This window comes from Kineosporia sp. NBRC 101677, from assembly GCF_030269265.1.
Taxonomy (GTDB): Bacteria; Actinomycetota; Actinomycetes; order Actinomycetales; family Kineosporiaceae; genus Kineosporia; species Kineosporia rhizophila.
In genome coordinates, this window is record NZ_BSTA01000017.1 from 62659 (window position 1) to 77430 (window position 14772).

Consider the following 14772-nt stretch of genomic DNA (forward strand, 5'->3'; position numbering starts at 1 on the left):
GCGTGCGGGACGCTGGGATAGCGGATAGGCGCCGGGGTAGGTGGCGTGCTGCTCTGCCGTCTCATCGCCGCGAGCCCCGTCCGTGGTGGGCCATGCCAGGGTGGGGCTGGTGGGCCGATAGCTGTGTGCTGTGCTGGTCGCCGGGCCCGTGACGATGGACGGGTGCCTCCAGGCCGTTGAGGTCACCGGGCTGGTGTGGTCGATCCGGTACGTCCGCGGGCCTGGCCCCTGGTCCCTGTTCCGGCCGGTGGAACTTCTCTTCATCGGTGAGGTGGCCGAAGGCGCTGAATCCGCGCGCCGGGCCGGGGTCGGCGGCCGGTGGTTGCGGTGCGTTCTCGTCGTCGAACGGGGCCGTGGCGAAGGGATCCCAGACCGAGTCCAGGACGTCCAGGACCTCCTCGGCGTCCAGCACCTTGGCCCGCGCGCCTAGGGCCTGCAAGTGCTCGACGGTGCGACTGGCGTTGGCGAGGGCCTGCGAGGACGCGGCCGCCGTGGCACGGGTTCCCGGGCCGGCGTGCCGGGCGGTGTGCGTGTCACCCCGCCCGGGCATCAGGGCCCGCAGACGCTCCAGAGGGTTGCGTACGGAGAAGGGCGTGAACGTGTTGCCCGCACAGGCGATGAGGACACGCCGGCGCAGCGGCTGCTCGTACTCGTTGATGTCGAGCAGGAACTCGGCGTGATCCAGCGCGGCACGGGCCAGTTCGGGATGGGGCAGGTCGCCGGCCCGGGCCGCCAGGTCCAGCGCCGTCCCGGTCAGGTCGGTGGGCCTGCTCTGCAGGAGAATCTGCACCGGCCCCGACAGCGAGTTCAGCCACTGGGCGCTGCCGTCGGCCAGGACGGCGTCCTCGGCGTTGGTACTCAGGATCGTCGCCAGGGTGGTGCTGCCCACGAGCGCGACGCAGCGCCCGTCGTCCAGGACGATCACCCCGCGCTCGTCGACCTGGTGGACCGGGTCCGGCAGCAGGAAAACTGTTTCCGGATGAACTTCTTCGAGTTCCGGGCCGAAGACGTCCGCTCCGGCAGGGTCGGCGTCCCACTGTTCACGCCCGTTCAGGTACTTGCGCCGGATCCGGTAGCGCAGGCACGCCAGCACCCAGGCGTCCAGGCTCAGCCCGTCGCGGGTGCCCACCACCGCGGACAGGGCCAGGGCGCCCACCATGACGCTCAGGCCCAGCAGGAACTGCCAGGGCGCTCGCTGGCCCAGGTGCTGCCACGCCAGCAGCACCGGCAGGCCGGCCAGGGACAGCACGAGTAACTGCCGGACGGTGAGCCCGGCCAGGATGCGGTCGGGAGCGTCGAGATCGGCGGGGATACGGGCGCGGACGGGTTGTTCGTCGCGGAAGTCGTCGTGGGCCAAGGGATCCTCTCCTCACAGTGTTGTCTCCTCCGGACGGCCGCAACCGTTGGAGGAGTGGCGGGCCCGTGCGTCCGTGGTGGTGTCGTACGAGCGCACGGTTCCGCCTGACCAGGGGGTTTGAGATCGGAAGGCGTTCGAGGGTGCGGTGACCCGGCCCAGCCTTCGGTTGAAGGGCTGGATTCAGCTGTTCGGGCCGCCGCTTTCGCGGCGCCGGCGCCGCCGGGGGATCTGACCTTTCTGCGGCTGACGTTGCGTACCGGAGGCGCTGCCGCGGGCCCGGCGGTCACCGCGCGGCTTGCCGAAACCGAACCTGCGCCAGCGTGAGGGCTCACCGGTGCCGTTCGCGGCGCCCGGATCGCGCTGCGCATCGCGCCATGCCTGCAGGGACTGTGAGGTGAGCGGTGGGCGCTGTTTGCCCTGCTTGGCGCGACGCTGCTCCTGTGCCTTACGGCGGCCGGTCTCGATGTTGCGCACGTAGTTGCGGCGCTTGGTGGCCGCCTTCCGCTGGCGTGCCCGGCGCGCGATCTGCGCCTCAACGGTGACCGGGCGACGGCGCCTGCCCCTGCCGGTGCGCCTGGCCGCACCAGCTGCCTCGGCGCCAGGAGGGCCGTTGAGCGTGGCCACCACGGTCTCGCCGGAACCCCCGGATCGGCCACCGCGCCGGATGTTCGGCCGGGACGGCGTCCGTCTGCTCGATCCGAAAGCAAGACCGCCGCGTGTGGGGGAACCGCTCGGAGAGCGCACACCGTCAGGTGCGCTGCGCGCCCGCATGCCGAAACGTCGCCAGCCCGCCACGCGGCGTCCCATCGCCCAGTCCGCGCCACCCAGCCCGAGCCTCCGGGCGACCAGGGCAGCTCCGGCGGTGGCGACGTGACGGGCCGCCACCACTCGCACCATCGCCCCGAGGAAGCCGAATCCGCCGCCACCACCGCCGGATGGGCCGGGCAGGGCCCGATTCACGACGCCCGGGACACGGAGCACCAGGATCAGCAGGCACACGGTCAGCAGCAGGTCGATGAGCATGTCGTCCTGGTCAAAAGCTTTGAGCTCCGGCGCCTGCGGGCCCGGGTCCAGGAACAGCTGGATGCCCAGGTGCATGGTCAGGGCCTGGCCCAGCACCGTCAGCATCACGGCGCTGATGTTGCGCCACCAGGCCTGGGCGATGGGATCCAGCCAGGGCACGGCATGGCAGGCCAGCGCGAGCGGCCCCAGTCCGGCGGCCACCGACAGGCTGGCGAAGCGGATCAGCCACGTCACCACCAGCCACAGCAGCAGGAACAGGATCAGCCCGTACAGCAGGCTGCTCAGCAGGATGTTGACCGGCGCGAGACTGCTCACGGACGACTCGCTCGTGCCCAGATCCCCCAGCGCATCCATCCCACCGGGTGCCAGTGCCTCGATGAGCGTGTTGGTGATCCGGGTGAACTGGCGCAGGATCCACGCGGACTCGTGAGCGGCCACGAACCCCAGCACCATCCGCTGGATGACGTCCTTGGCCGAGAACGTCCCCGACAGCCCGCCGACCCCCATCGCCAACAGCACGGCGATGAGCGCCAGGACGATGTAGCCGGCCTGCACCATCTGCAGGGACCGGTACGACAGGTCGATGACCGGCTGCTGCCCGGTCACCTCCGGCACCCGCAGGATCAGGCTCTTGGCCCACAGCAGCACGACGTACAGCGGCGCGGTGATCCGGTCCATCAGGAAGTCGAACAGCTCCTGGAAGAAGAAGTTCGGCACCGCCGCTACCCCACCCCGAGGATCGACTGCACGACCGTCAGGATCTGCGGGGCCAGCAGAGCCAGCGCGTAGCCGGCCACCGCGGCCCCGGCGAAACTCTTGGCCCGGTCCACCGACTGCGGATCGCGGGCCATCAGATAGAACAGCCCGGCCAGCGTCAGCGTGCACGTGGCCACCACTACGACGATCCCCCGCAGCCACTCGGTGGCGTTGTTGATGACGACCGGCAGCTCGGCGGTCTCACCCGGATCCTCGGGCTCCGGAAGGACCTGCCCTGACCTCGGCGTCCGGGCTGCGGCCACGGCGACAACCGCTTGCCGCCCGACCGACGGCAGCGTGCTCACCCGAGGCAGGGCAACCAGCTGACCGTCCCCCGCCCGGGCATCCGCCGGGCGCCAGGCCAGGCCAGTCCTGTTGTCTGTCATGGCAATTCCTGACGTCTGCGGCGTCGAGACGGCAGCGGACGCGCGGCCTGCGCCGATGACCAGGAACAGGGCGTAAGCCAGCAGGGCGACGCCCAGCGCAGCCATCAACCGGACCGTGCGCCGCCGGCTCCATCGACGGCTCAATCGTCCAAGTGCGACCCCGGCTCCCTCAGTCCACCACCCGAACCGGCGTCCGGCCGGGCTGTCGTCACCAACAAGTCGCCGGTCCACTCCCCCGCTGCGCGCCTGCTCCAGACGCAACCGCCAGTGCTCCTTGACGTTCCACAGGGCGATACGCCAGTCCCACAGCACATGCAGCATGCGCCTGCGCCTGCCCACCAGGACGGGCGCAACCGGCCGCGCACAGCTGCGGCGGGAGCCGGCGACTTTCACCCTCGAGCGGCGCCTACCGCTGGAAAGGCTGCGCGCTGAGAGGCCGCCAGCCACGTGCACCGGCCCGGGGCGACACATGCAGACCTGAGCAGATCGCGCACGTGAGCGCCAGACGCGTCTATGCGGCTGCGGATTCAGGCGGATGTCGCACCGCTGCCGTGCCAGGGCTGAGCTACGACCAGCGCCCAGCGCAAGCAGGCAAGCGCCGCATTCATGACTGTGGACGTGGCGTGTTGAAGGGTCGGGCTGATCCGGATCATTCGGCATGGGGCTCCTCCGGTTCCGGCCGTGGGCCACGGTGAAGGCCACGGACAGAACAGGTCGAGGCCTGGCTGCCTCTTCTCCACAGTCGCGCAGAACAGGCCTCGGCCAGGCAGGACATCAGGACGGTTGCGACGGTCCCGCGCCCCGCCCAGACACCTGGACGCGCGCGAGACCCCAGAAGCCGCCTCATCAGGCGGGGGTGACCCGGCGTGAACCGGGAACGTCCCTGAGATGCGGCAGCTTCACCCTGCAATGCCCACGTGTTGCCCAGCCCACCGCCAGCGCACGAAAACCCCTGGTCACCAGACCAACCGGGGAGAATCTCGAGGATCCACAGAGGGCTCGTTGGGCCTGTTGCCCCGTTGGGCCCTTGGGCCCGGTTGGCCAGTTGGCCCCGCTGGCGGGATGGCTTGTTGGTCCCGTTGACGCGGTTGACGGCGTTACGGCGTCGCGTCAGCCGACACTCCACCAGCTCAGATATTGCCCTCTCGGATCGCCGCCACCAGATCTGCTTCGGCACGGCGTCTCTGGACCGAGGCCGTCCGAAACCCCGTGCCTTGCCGAACGGCCTCGGCCGCGAGCGGGTGCCGTTCGAGGCGAGTGCGCGCGATCAGCTCACTTTCCTCCGGCCCGAGCACGCCGGCCCTGACCGCACGCCACAGCACCACCTCCGGATGCCCGGCATCGTGAAGACCGAGAGCCGGTTCATCCGGTCGGTCCACCCCGTGCGCGATCTCGGTGCCGGCCTGGCGCAGAACCCGCCGAGCTCGGCGAACCCCCGCATCGATCAGTCGCCCGCAGACCCGCCGCTGGGTGGTGTCGTCGACGTCCAGCGTCCCAACGCGCTCCAGGAAGCCGAGGATCAGCTCGGCTTCGACGTCGTCTCGTCCCAACCCCTGTCCGTGGCGGCCGCTGGACAGTTCACAGGCCTGACGGGCCAGGCCCGGCACCGCTAACGCCAGGCACACCTGCTTCCAGTCCACGCCGCAGCCCGTCGTGGCCCCACGTGCCAGACGAACCAGGCACCGCCACACCTCATCGCGGACCTCCAATGACAAGGCATCCGCAAGGAGCATGGCGCGCAGCTGAGACACCGTCATCGGCTCGGGGGCCTCACCCCAGATAGACACCGAGGTCTTCAGTGGAACGGCCGTCCAGGCGCTCGCCGCAATACGGAGGTTGTCGGTGTTCCGTTCGACGACCGCAAGGGGCGCTCTGCTCCAGCCTGCTCGCTCGTTCGTCTCTACTGTTCGTTGCTCCGGCTGGGGAAGCGATGAGATGGACGCGGCCAAGCTGCACCTCCAGGTCTCGGTGGACGCGCCGGTTTTCCGGCAGCCTGACCATCCGGCCACCGTCCGGCCTCGTTGACCACGTCCACGGCACCAACCGGCGTCACGCGACCAACCGCACCCACCAAGTTGCTCGTCCACTGCGCCTGTCGGAAGCCGAAGCCAGGTGATCAAACTTCGGATGCGCCCCGCTTGGCCTCGGCGCCCCAGGGGGAGAGCAAGCAAAGCCCGGCGAGCCTGGCACATCAGGTAGACGGGTCCGCGCCTCGAGCTCACGAGGGATCTGACGAATCTCTGCCCTGGCCACTGTTTGAGGACGCCGGTGGTCACCTGCGATCGTGAGGTGACCACCGGCGTCCTGCGTCCACGGAGCCGGGAATCCGGGACGGCCCGAACCCCCTTGCCGGCCGGGCAACCACCGGTGCGATTCGCCGGCCGACGAGGGTACTCAACCGGCCCTCTAAGCTGACCGCCGTGCCGGACGAAACCCCACCAACGCCTCGAAATTTCTGGTCCGGAGCGATCCTGTTGACCTTTGCGGTCACCCTCGCCGTGCTGTTGCATCCACCCGGCCTCCCAGGGTCGTGGGGGTCAGTGGCACCGGTGGGCCTGCTGAGCTCGAGCGGGCTACTGCCGCCGGTGCTCCTGCTCATGCCGGTCCTCTTCGTGGCGCTGGTCGCTGGCCTCGGCTATGCCCTGATCGCCCCGCACCCCCCGCGCGCGACGGGTGCCACCTTCACCGCTGGACAGGTCATCCTGGGGGCCGCCATCGGCAGCCGGCTCGACCTGGGCTCGATCAGCTCGCTGCAGACCGACTGGTCCGCCGTGCTGGTGTCCAGTTCGGCCATCGTGGCGCTGTGCGTGGGCGCCGGGTACGTGCTCTGCCTGAAAAACGGGATCTCCACCGCCACGGCAGTCTTCGCCATGCTCGGCGGGGCGCCGAGCCTGACGGCTACCGCGCGCACGCTCGGCGCCGACGATCGCGTGGTGACGGCCGCACAGTACCTGCGCGTGCTGATCATCGTCGCCGCCATGCCGTTCGTACTCAACGAACTGCTCAAGAACGACCCAGGGTCGTACGGGGCCGGGATCATCCTCTGGGTCGACGAAATGCCCACCCCCACCGAGACACTGCTCGGCACAATCCTCCACGCCGCGCCCGGTCTCCTTCTCGTCGCCCTCGCCTTCCTCATCGGCGTGCCCCTGGCCCGCCGGGTGCCCCTACCCGCCGGCGCCCTGATCTTTCCGCTGATCGTCACCGGGCTGCTGACCGGCACCGGTCTCCTCGACGCGAGCGTCCCGAACACGCTCGCGAGTGTGGGCTCTGCGCTGATCGGGCTGCAGGTCGGCCTGCGCTGCACCCGGGAGAATCTGCGGACCCTGGGCAGCCTGCTGCCCCTGGCCACCCTCACGATCGCCGGGCTGATAGCCCTCAGTGCAGGTCTCGGCTTCGTCCTGGCCCGGGTCACCGGACACACCCTGACCGACGGCTACCTGGCCACCAGCCCCGGCGGGCTCTACCCGGTCCTGGCCGCAGCCGTCAGCAACGACTCCGACGTCACCTTCGTGCTGAGCGTCCAGATCGCACGGCACACCCTCATCCTGCTCAGTGTCCCCCTCCTGACCCAGCTGATTTCCCGCCGCGCGAGCCAGCCAGCCGGGTAAGGCGTCAGACGTCGCCTGAGACCACCATCCTCGCCTAGCGGGATATGACCTCCGGTATCTGCTGTCACTGCTGAAGGTGATGGTGCTGCCAGCGAGCAGCGCAGACCTGGGCTGGGCTGGGCTGCGGCGTCGATGAGGAGTCGAGTGTCGTCGTGGTGTCGCCGGACAAACCGCAAACCGACTGCGATCACGTCGCGGCGAACTCCTCAGGACCGACCGGTTCAGCGATGTCCGCGAGGGTCCATGGCGTCAGGCTGGAGCTCTGCTGCAGAGCGTCGGCGACGCGCTCCCAGCAGAGCATCGTCGTCGAGGCGGCGAGGTCTCAGGGACTGTGGACAGTTATTTGAAGACTGTCCTTCACGCAGCTTTTCAGCGGCGAGGGAGCCGTCCCGGCCCCCTTGAGCATTACGGGGTTCAGGCTGCCGCTGGTTCGGCGGTTTGAAGCGGGTTTCTTCGTCGTAGCCGGGGCTTGGGCCTGGTCAGCGGTGGGCTGCCGGCTGCCGCCCATGCCTTCTCCGCGGCCATTCCACGGGCACGGATGTTACGGGCGGCATTGGTGTCGGCGTGCTCGTACCAGCCACAGGCGCCGCAGTAGTACGTCTGCCGGTTGACCCGTGAGGCAGCGTCGATGACGCCGCAGGCCGAGCATTGCTGGGAGGTGTGTGCGGGGTTGACCAGCCAGACGCGGTGTCCCAGCCCGGCGCTTTCAGCCTTGACTGTGATCCATCTGGCCAGCCTTCCTGGCGCAGCCTCGGCCAGGGCCCGGTTCAGCCCCGTTTTCGCCGCGACGTTCTTTCCTGGTTCCTGGATCGTTCCCTTCACCGATCTGGTCATGCCCTGCAGGTTGAGGTCTTCCAGTACCAGGACCTCATGCTGGGCGACGAGGGCTTTCGCGGTGTGCCGGGCCCAGTTCTCCTCGATGTTCGACTGCCGCCGGTGCAGCCGCCGGATCCGACGCGAGAGCTGACGCCAGGCCCGGCCGTACTTCTTTCGCGAGGAGCGCTGGCGCTGGAGTTCCTCGATCTGCGAGCCGAGTGCGGCCAGGTTCGTCATGAGGTCGTCAGTGTGATGCAGAAGCTGGCCCTGATCGTCGGTGTAGCTGTCGGCGGCCGCGGTGGCCAGGAGCACGGCGACGCCCCGGTCGATGCCCACCACCGAGCCGGCCGTGGGAGCCATGCGCGGCGTCTCGACGGCGAGGTTCTTGAAACCGATGCTCGCGCGCCAGGCCGTGCCTTCCCGGTTGATGCGGGTCAGCGTCAGTGTCGTCGGGACACCACCTCGGGTGGCATACCTTTTCAGTTGGCGGATGGCGGACTTCGACAGGGGGATCGACCCGATGCCCTGGACATACAGGTGAGGCCGAAACGTCCGGGCAGCAGCCTTGTTCCCTGGACGCGTGGGCGCGTCCAGGTGCAGGCGCCAGCCAGTGGTTTCGTCGTAGCCGATCGTGTCCCACCGGGTGAAACTCTTGAACCGCGGATACCCCGGCGTCTCACCCGCCACGACCCGACGAAAGAACCCTCCGAACGCCTCGTCCAAGCGGCGCAGTGCCCACCGCAGCGGTGAGATCCCCCAGACGAGCACATCGTCCCGTGCACCGCGCAGATCCTTGATCTGGTTGAACTGGTCGAACAACGCGATCCGGGTCTGCGACGAATGCCGGTAAGCATCCCGCCGCTCCTGCAGGCCGGCGTTGTAAACATCTCGAGTGGCATCCAGAAGTGCCAGCAGCGAACGCTTCTGACGGGCACCGGCGGGCTTGAACGCGATCTGCGCTTTGCGGAAGACGGTCTCGTCGCGGCCGTCAACCACGAGCTTGCCACCGGCCCGGCCACTGCCGAACCGGGGCGCCTTGGCCACCGACGAGATCATGCGACCTACTGTGCCAGACCCCACCGACAAAACCGGAAACACCAGACCAGACCGCAGGTAACCCTCACCAGATGGGGCCGAGACCCCCGGCCCGCCCTCACACCAGGCGCAACATCCACCCGACCGCGGCGACCTGCATCCACGCCGTCGCCGAAGCTGTCGTCGCCTCGAACGAACGCCCCAGCCGCCTCCACCGGCCCAGCTCCGAGAAGGCCGCCTCGACCTTCCACAACGGCCGCAGCGGCCGGAACTCACCCTTGGGCCGATCTGGATCGTGCTTGATCACCGTCTGCACCCCGTAAGCTCGTTCCAGTGGACCGGACATCCTCCGAAAGCCAGCATCGCCCATCACCGTGCTAACCCGCTCAGCGCTCGGGAGGACCTCGGCCAAAAGCTCCTGGGCAGCCCGCACGTCGTGCATCCGGGCTCCGGCCACCCGCACCGCTACCGGCAGGCCCAGGTAGTCGATCGCGATCGTGCGCTTGGCCCCGTTGAGCATGTACTTGCCATGACTCTCATGGAACGAGGCGCCTCGCTGGCCGCCTTTGGCCACCTGACAATCGACCATCAGCAGCGACGGCTCCTCCATCCGACCGGCAGCCACGCGCAGCTTGCGACGCAGTAGGTCCATGACGTCTTGCCAGGTGCCCCGATCCCGCCAGCGAGACCAGGTCCGCCAGATCGTGTTCCAGTTCCCGAACTCGACCGGCAGCATCCGCCACTGACACCCCGTCTTCGCCTGATACAGAATCGCATTCACCATCGCTCGGCGATCTACCCGAGGCGCCGGGCCACGGCTGCCGCCACACCCCAGCAACGGCTCCAGCAACTCCCACTGCTCATCCGAGAGATCAGTCGCGTAAACCATTCCTCACACATCGGCTGGAGAACCTCGGTCATGAGCAGAAACTGTCCACTGTCCCTAACGCTCACCCTGCCGCATGACCCGCGACCGTAACCACACCCACCAGCAGAACGAGTAGCCCGGGAACAGGTGCGCAGCGGCGGTTTGGGCAGCCAGGGCCAGTAGGCCTGCTCGTTCAGCACATGGTTACGCCGGTGTTCATCCTCAAAGCTGGCGGCGCCTGATCCGGGCCGGCGGGTACCAACTGACCACGTGGCTGCCGCTCGGCCCCACCCACCGCACCTGCACCGCAGTCTTCGTCCATGCAGTGGTGACGGCTTCTTTCCACTGCGGCTGCGCAGCGTCCGCCGGCGCGATGTTCGCCCAGCACGTCAGCTCTTCAGTCGGAATGGTGATCACTTCGTGGTCCTTCGGCACAGTCGTGCCGGACCATCTCTCAACGCCGCCCATCGAACAACCGTACGAGGAACAGGCCAGGCGACATGCCGAACCAGCGAGTACGAGTCGCCGTTCAGACCCGCCGAGCATGCGACAGGTCTCGAGCTCGGCGCCGAGAAACGCGGGCAGGATTCACTGATGAGCAACACCCGGGCCCAAGCAGTGGGCGTCAGCGATCCGGGCACGGGCATGAGCCAACCAGACCGGCGCCGTCGCGAGGGCATACCCGGATCCGCTCAGCACTCCGAAGACCAGGTGAGGGCGGCGTACCCCACGCCGCAGCAACGCTGCCGGCGCCCGCCTCTCCAGCGGCCACACCACCGCCGTCGCTACCAAGGCCACCAGCCCGTACCGGCGCAACAGCGTGAGGTCCTCGGCATTCCACAGCTCGACAACACTGTGCACGTCACGCGGATCAGCGCCGGGGTCAGGCTCTACCGTTGCGGGGGCCGGTGGCTGCCATGACAAGTCCGCCACCCCTTGAGCCGCTGCCGTCACGGCCGCCGCAGTCGTTAGCAGGACTCGTACCCGGCGCCGGACACGGGGCCGATCGTCCAGTTCGCGCGCGGCGTACCACCCCGCAACCACGGCACCGTCCAACGCGATCGACGAAGCCGCGAGCAGGTACGCAAACGTAGAACGACGCATCCCAGCACTATAGGGATGGTCCGGTCTCCTTCTTCGCGTGGTACTCAACGGCTGGACAGTCGCGGTCGTCACGTCCGAGAGATCGAGGCCGCCGGCCCACCGGTTCCCGCGCCGCACCATCGGCGTCGACCTCTTCTGGAACTGGCCAGCCCCCGGCCTGCGCCCACGCCAGCGCGAACGTCACCACCGCTGACTTCGAGCAATTGATGGATCACAGCTGCGGCCAGGATCTGGCGTCGCCATCGGGTCTGGGTGCACACGGTGGGACACTCGGACGCCGCCATGCCTTCAGGCGGCCCCAGACTCCAGACCTGACGCGGTTCTCAGCCTGCTCCTGCGGGCACGAACCACCCGTGAACCTCGTCTGGGTCCAGCGCATTGGCGTCGTAGCCACCGCGGCAGTAGCCACCGCGGTACGAACATACCGACGTCATCGGCCGCGTTCTGGGCGTAGCTCCTGATCAAGACCCCGTGAATCACCGTGCGGTCGCGCAGGGCACGACGCAGCAGGCGGACCGAGTCGGCGTCGATCAACTCGTACAACCGACCGAAATGACCCAACGACTGCAGCGCGTTCGCCCTGACTTGCGGGTGCCGTGAGCGCAGCCCGCGCTTGACCCGGGCGAGCACGGCATCTGCCGGCTCGCAACAACCGAGGACCAGCGTCAGCAACGCGAGGCCAGTATCCGGTTCCTCGTCGCCAAGCGCCGCATCGGCCTGACTGAGGCAGTCACAGGAATGGGAAGCAGCGTCGACGGTCACCGAATCACTGTCTCAAAAGTCCCAACCCTGGTCGCACCGCGTGTGACAACCGTTCCGGCGGCTGCGCCTGTCGACGGCCGCTGCATCCTGGCTCTGGCGCCCAGGACACAGCAGCTTTCACTGTCCTCGTCGGATGAACGCCTCCACTTCAGCCAGGGAGCTTCACGGTGACCATCGTGGCCATGAGCCCGGACATCCGACGGACACGTATTCGCAAGGTGTGGGACCTGACGGGTCGGCTGTCACAGCGCTAGCCATTCGCTGGTGACGCAGCCCTCGCTGTATTCCCAGCTGCCGTCGCGTTCGCCTTCGCGCAGTCTGTCGACGATTGCCTGCAGGTCGGCGTCGGGAGAGATGTCTAGGGCGACGAGATGGAAGGTGGGCGCGGCTCCCTCGCCGGAGACGCCAAGGGGGACGAACATGTCGAGCACGGCTTGCAGGTCACCGTTGAGAGGGCCGCTGCGGAAAGGGATGACCTGCACGGCAAGGCGTCCACCGTGGGCGATCTTGCGGGTGGCCCAGAGGACACCGTCGCTGTCGGCGACAGCTTCGACGACATCTGCGGCGGCGAGGTCAGGGACGAACCAGGGCGCGTTGTCGATACGGAAGCGGCCACCGCCCAGAGGCTCGGCCCACAGTCCCTCACTCTCGACGGGAGGCCAACCCTCATCCGGCTCGAGTTCGAACCGCACCTTCACGCGATTGGTCGTCACGTCCTCATGGTCCCAGGACGGCAGTCCAGCACCCAAGGACAGCGACCACGACGACCGCTGAGGTTTTCCCAGGGCGGTGGTGGACCGTCAGGACCCCGAGGCGAGGCGCTCAGCCAGCCCGCAAGCACGGCTCGCTCTCGCCTGCCCGAGGTCAAGCCCGAGCATCTGCCGGCCAGGACGTGGCCGGAGCGGTAGCGACGTCTGCTCGGCCAGTGAAGAAACAGGTGCTGCCCCGGGTGGCCTCCCGGGGCAGCACCTGAGCGAACGCCGGCTACTTCGAGATCGTGACCCAGTCGATCGACTCGGTGAAGCCCTTGGCCAGCGGCTGGCTGCCGGTGACCAGGCGTGGGCCGAGGATCAGGCTCATCGGATCGGTCGGGATGTACTGCTTGTCGGTGATCGTCTCGAGCAGCTTGCCGTCGAGGTAGAACTTCACCGCGTTCTTGTCGTACTCCAGCGTGGCCTCGTGATACTGCTCGTCGTAGAGGTTCACACCGGTGTCGACCCTGATGGACGTGGCTCTACCGCGCTTGGCGCTCTCGAACAGCAGCTGGGTGTTCGTGAAACTCTGGTTGGTGGTGTAGCCGAAGTTGATCTCATTGAACTCCTTCATGCCGGCCACGGGACCGTTGTCCCACAGCGCGACACCCCACCAGACACCCTTCTTGTCGTCCACCAGCTTCTTCGGCCGGTCGGTCAGGGAGAACCGCACGGTGAACTTACCCGAGGTGAACTTCTCCTTCTTGTACTTCGCCTTGGACCAGGAGCCGTACTGGTCCGGCTTGATCCCGGACTTCAGCCGGAAACGGGCCTTTTCACCCTCGATCACCGGGCAGTCGTACTCGCAGCTCCAGACGCTCCTGTCGAACGTCGTGAAGTCGTCCCGGAAGTCGGCGGTCGCCGATCCCTTGACCGGGGCCTTGACCGCCGGCTCGGTGGCCTGGGCCTGCACCGCGGTGATGGCTCCGGCGGCCACCAGAGCGGCCGCGACAGCACCGGAGATCCGCCATGTCCTGGCGTTCATTGACTCCCTTTCGAACCAGTAGCCGGCGAAACGTGTGTGCTCGCCGATCCTTACACCTCGGTTCTATCGGGACCTGCATCGCGGACAACTCAAGGGCATCGCAAGCTGTGGGCAAATCCGGCTTGAGCCTGACCTTTACGTGCCGAGGGATCGGCGATCCGCATACTCGTGATCAGCTGCCGTCACGGACGGGCACCGAGTCGGACCTGCGCACCGGGGCCGTACTCCCCCGCACGATGAACTCCACCGCCGGGAGCCGGACCGGCTCCGGCTCCGTGCCCTCGACGATAGCCACCAGGGTGCGGGCACATTCGCGCCCCCAGGCGAACACGTCCTGGCGAACGGTGGTCAGCGGCGGCACGGCGTACGGGGCCAGCGGGATGTCGTCGAACCCGACGACCGACAGGTCCTGCGGCACCCGGAGACCCCTGTCGATGGCGACCGACATTCCCGCGATGGCCATCAGGTCGTTGGCGAAGACGATCGCCGTCGGTGGCTCCGGAAGGTCCAGCAGCTCGTGGGTGGCCCGTGCACCTCCGGCTCCGGTGAAGTCGGCGTCGACCACCGGCCCCTGCGCCAGACCCAGCGCGGCGAGTTCCTCCGCCCACGCCTGACGCCGCGCCTGTGAGTGCACGTAGCGTTCCGAGCCGGCCACGTGGGCGATCCTCCGGTGTCCCAGGGCCGAGAGATGACGGACGGCGCGCCGGATCCCTGCGGCGTCCTCCATCCCGATGGGCTCAACCGCGCCACTGATCGACGAGGCCGGGCCTACGGGCACGAAAGGCAACTGCAGATCGGCCAGCCGAGTAGGGCGTTCGTCGTCCGTCCGCAGATCGGTCAGGAAGACGCCGTCGACGCGGGCTTCGCGCGCGAACCGCTGATAGGCGTCTGCCTCGCTCTGCTCACTGTCCACGACCTGCAGGACCAGGGCGTAGCTGACGCCGGACAGGCCGCTCTCGACACCCGCGACGAACTGCGGGAAGAAGGGGTCGGTGCTCAGGAGTTCAGGGTCGCGCCGCATGACCAGACCCAGGGCCTGGGCCCGGCTGCGGGACAGCGCCCGGGCCCGGGCGTCGGGCCGCCAGCCGAGTTCCTTCGCCGCCTGCAGGATGCGCTCGCGAGCAGCGTCACCGACACCGGCACGACCGTTGAAGACGAAGGAGACCGAACTCTTGGACACCTTCGCGCGAGCGGCCACGTCTCCGATCGTCACGCGGCGCCCTCGCACCCCTTCGGCCGCGTTCAGGGTGCCGGAATCAGGGTGGACGGCGTCGTCGCTGCCGGGGCGGTTGGTCACGCAGAAGATCCTAGCGCGCT

The 14772-nt window shown here is 68.3% G+C and carries 11 protein-coding genes; 1 reads left to right on the plus strand and 10 read right to left on the minus strand.

Translation table 11 applies throughout. From position 1 onward, the window contains the following. Positions 1–61: 61 nt before the first annotated feature. From QSK18_RS33360 to QSK18_RS33375, 4 genes are all read right to left on the minus strand, one after another. Entirely contained in the window at positions 62–1357 is a 1296-nt protein-coding gene (locus QSK18_RS33360; protein WP_232814453.1) for a PrgI family protein, read from the minus strand. A 180-nt stretch (positions 1358–1537) separates the two neighbouring features. Beyond that, positions 1538–3097, minus strand: coding sequence for a type IV secretion system protein (locus QSK18_RS33365; protein WP_232814452.1), 1560 nt, complete (start codon positions 3095–3097; stop codon positions 1538–1540). A 5-nt stretch (positions 3098–3102) separates the two neighbouring features. Then, complete coding sequence (locus tag QSK18_RS33370; protein ID WP_285627700.1) at positions 3103–3843, minus strand: pilin; 741 nt, start codon at positions 3841–3843, stop codon at positions 3103–3105. An 809-nt stretch (positions 3844–4652) separates the two neighbouring features. Then, entirely contained in the window at positions 4653–5471 is an 819-nt protein-coding gene (locus tag QSK18_RS33375; RefSeq protein ID WP_285627703.1) for a hypothetical protein, read from the minus strand. A 600-nt stretch (positions 5472–6071) separates the two neighbouring features. Between QSK18_RS33375 and QSK18_RS33380 the strand changes: the two genes are divergently transcribed. Further along, on the plus strand, positions 6072–7133 hold the full coding sequence (locus QSK18_RS33380; RefSeq protein ID WP_232814449.1) for an AbrB family transcriptional regulator: 1062 nt from the start codon (positions 6072–6074) through the stop codon (positions 7131–7133). Between the two features lie 414 nt (positions 7134–7547). Here QSK18_RS33380 and QSK18_RS33385 read toward each other — a convergent pair whose 3' ends face one another. The 6 genes from QSK18_RS33385 to QSK18_RS33410 form a co-directional block, all read right to left on the minus strand. Further along, positions 7548–9005 carry an RNA-guided endonuclease InsQ/TnpB family protein gene (locus QSK18_RS33385; protein WP_232814448.1) on the minus strand — a complete coding sequence of 486 codons (1458 nt, stop codon included), beginning with the start codon at positions 9003–9005 and terminating at the stop codon, positions 7548–7550. 97 nt (positions 9006–9102) lie between these two features. After that, complete coding sequence (locus QSK18_RS33390) at positions 9103–9873, minus strand: IS5 family transposase (RefSeq protein WP_232814447.1); 771 nt, start codon at positions 9871–9873, stop codon at positions 9103–9105. A 201-nt stretch (positions 9874–10074) separates the two neighbouring features. Beyond that, positions 10075–10320 carry a hypothetical protein gene (locus QSK18_RS33395; protein WP_285627709.1) on the minus strand — a complete coding sequence of 82 codons (246 nt, stop codon included), beginning with the start codon at positions 10318–10320 and terminating at the stop codon, positions 10075–10077. 1640 nt (positions 10321–11960) lie between these two features. Further along, positions 11961–12431 carry a DUF4265 domain-containing protein gene (locus QSK18_RS33400; RefSeq protein WP_285627712.1) on the minus strand — a complete coding sequence of 157 codons (471 nt, stop codon included), beginning with the start codon at positions 12429–12431 and terminating at the stop codon, positions 11961–11963. 271 nt (positions 12432–12702) lie between these two features. Beyond that, on the minus strand, positions 12703–13455 hold the full coding sequence (locus tag QSK18_RS33405) for a glycoside hydrolase family 16 protein (protein WP_285627715.1): 753 nt from the start codon (positions 13453–13455) through the stop codon (positions 12703–12705). Between the two features lie 172 nt (positions 13456–13627). Continuing rightward, the gene (locus QSK18_RS33410) at positions 13628–14683 is read right to left on the minus strand and encodes a LacI family DNA-binding transcriptional regulator (RefSeq protein ID WP_502894316.1); all 1056 of its coding nucleotides are present in this window, start codon (positions 14681–14683) and stop codon (positions 13628–13630) included. Positions 14684–14772 lie beyond the last annotated feature (89 nt).

Bases quoted from the DNA above. Each gene is read 5' to 3' on its own strand.
- QSK18_RS33390 (WP_232814447.1), bottom strand. From the start codon at position 9,873: ATGGTTTACGCGACTGATCTCTCGGATGAGCAGTGGGAGTTGCTGGAG.
- QSK18_RS33395 (WP_285627709.1), bottom strand. From the start codon at position 10,320: ATGGGCGGCGTTGAGAGATGGTCCGGCACGACTGTGCCGAAGGACCAC.
- QSK18_RS33385 (WP_232814448.1), bottom strand. From the start codon at position 9,005: ATGATCTCGTCGGTGGCCAAGGCGCCCCGGTTCGGCAGTGGCCGGGCC.
- QSK18_RS33370 (WP_285627700.1), bottom strand. From the start codon at position 3,843: ATGCTGCATGTGCTGTGGGACTGGCGTATCGCCCTGTGGAACGTCAAG.
- QSK18_RS33405 (WP_285627715.1), bottom strand. From the start codon at position 13,455: ATGAACGCCAGGACATGGCGGATCTCCGGTGCTGTCGCGGCCGCTCTG.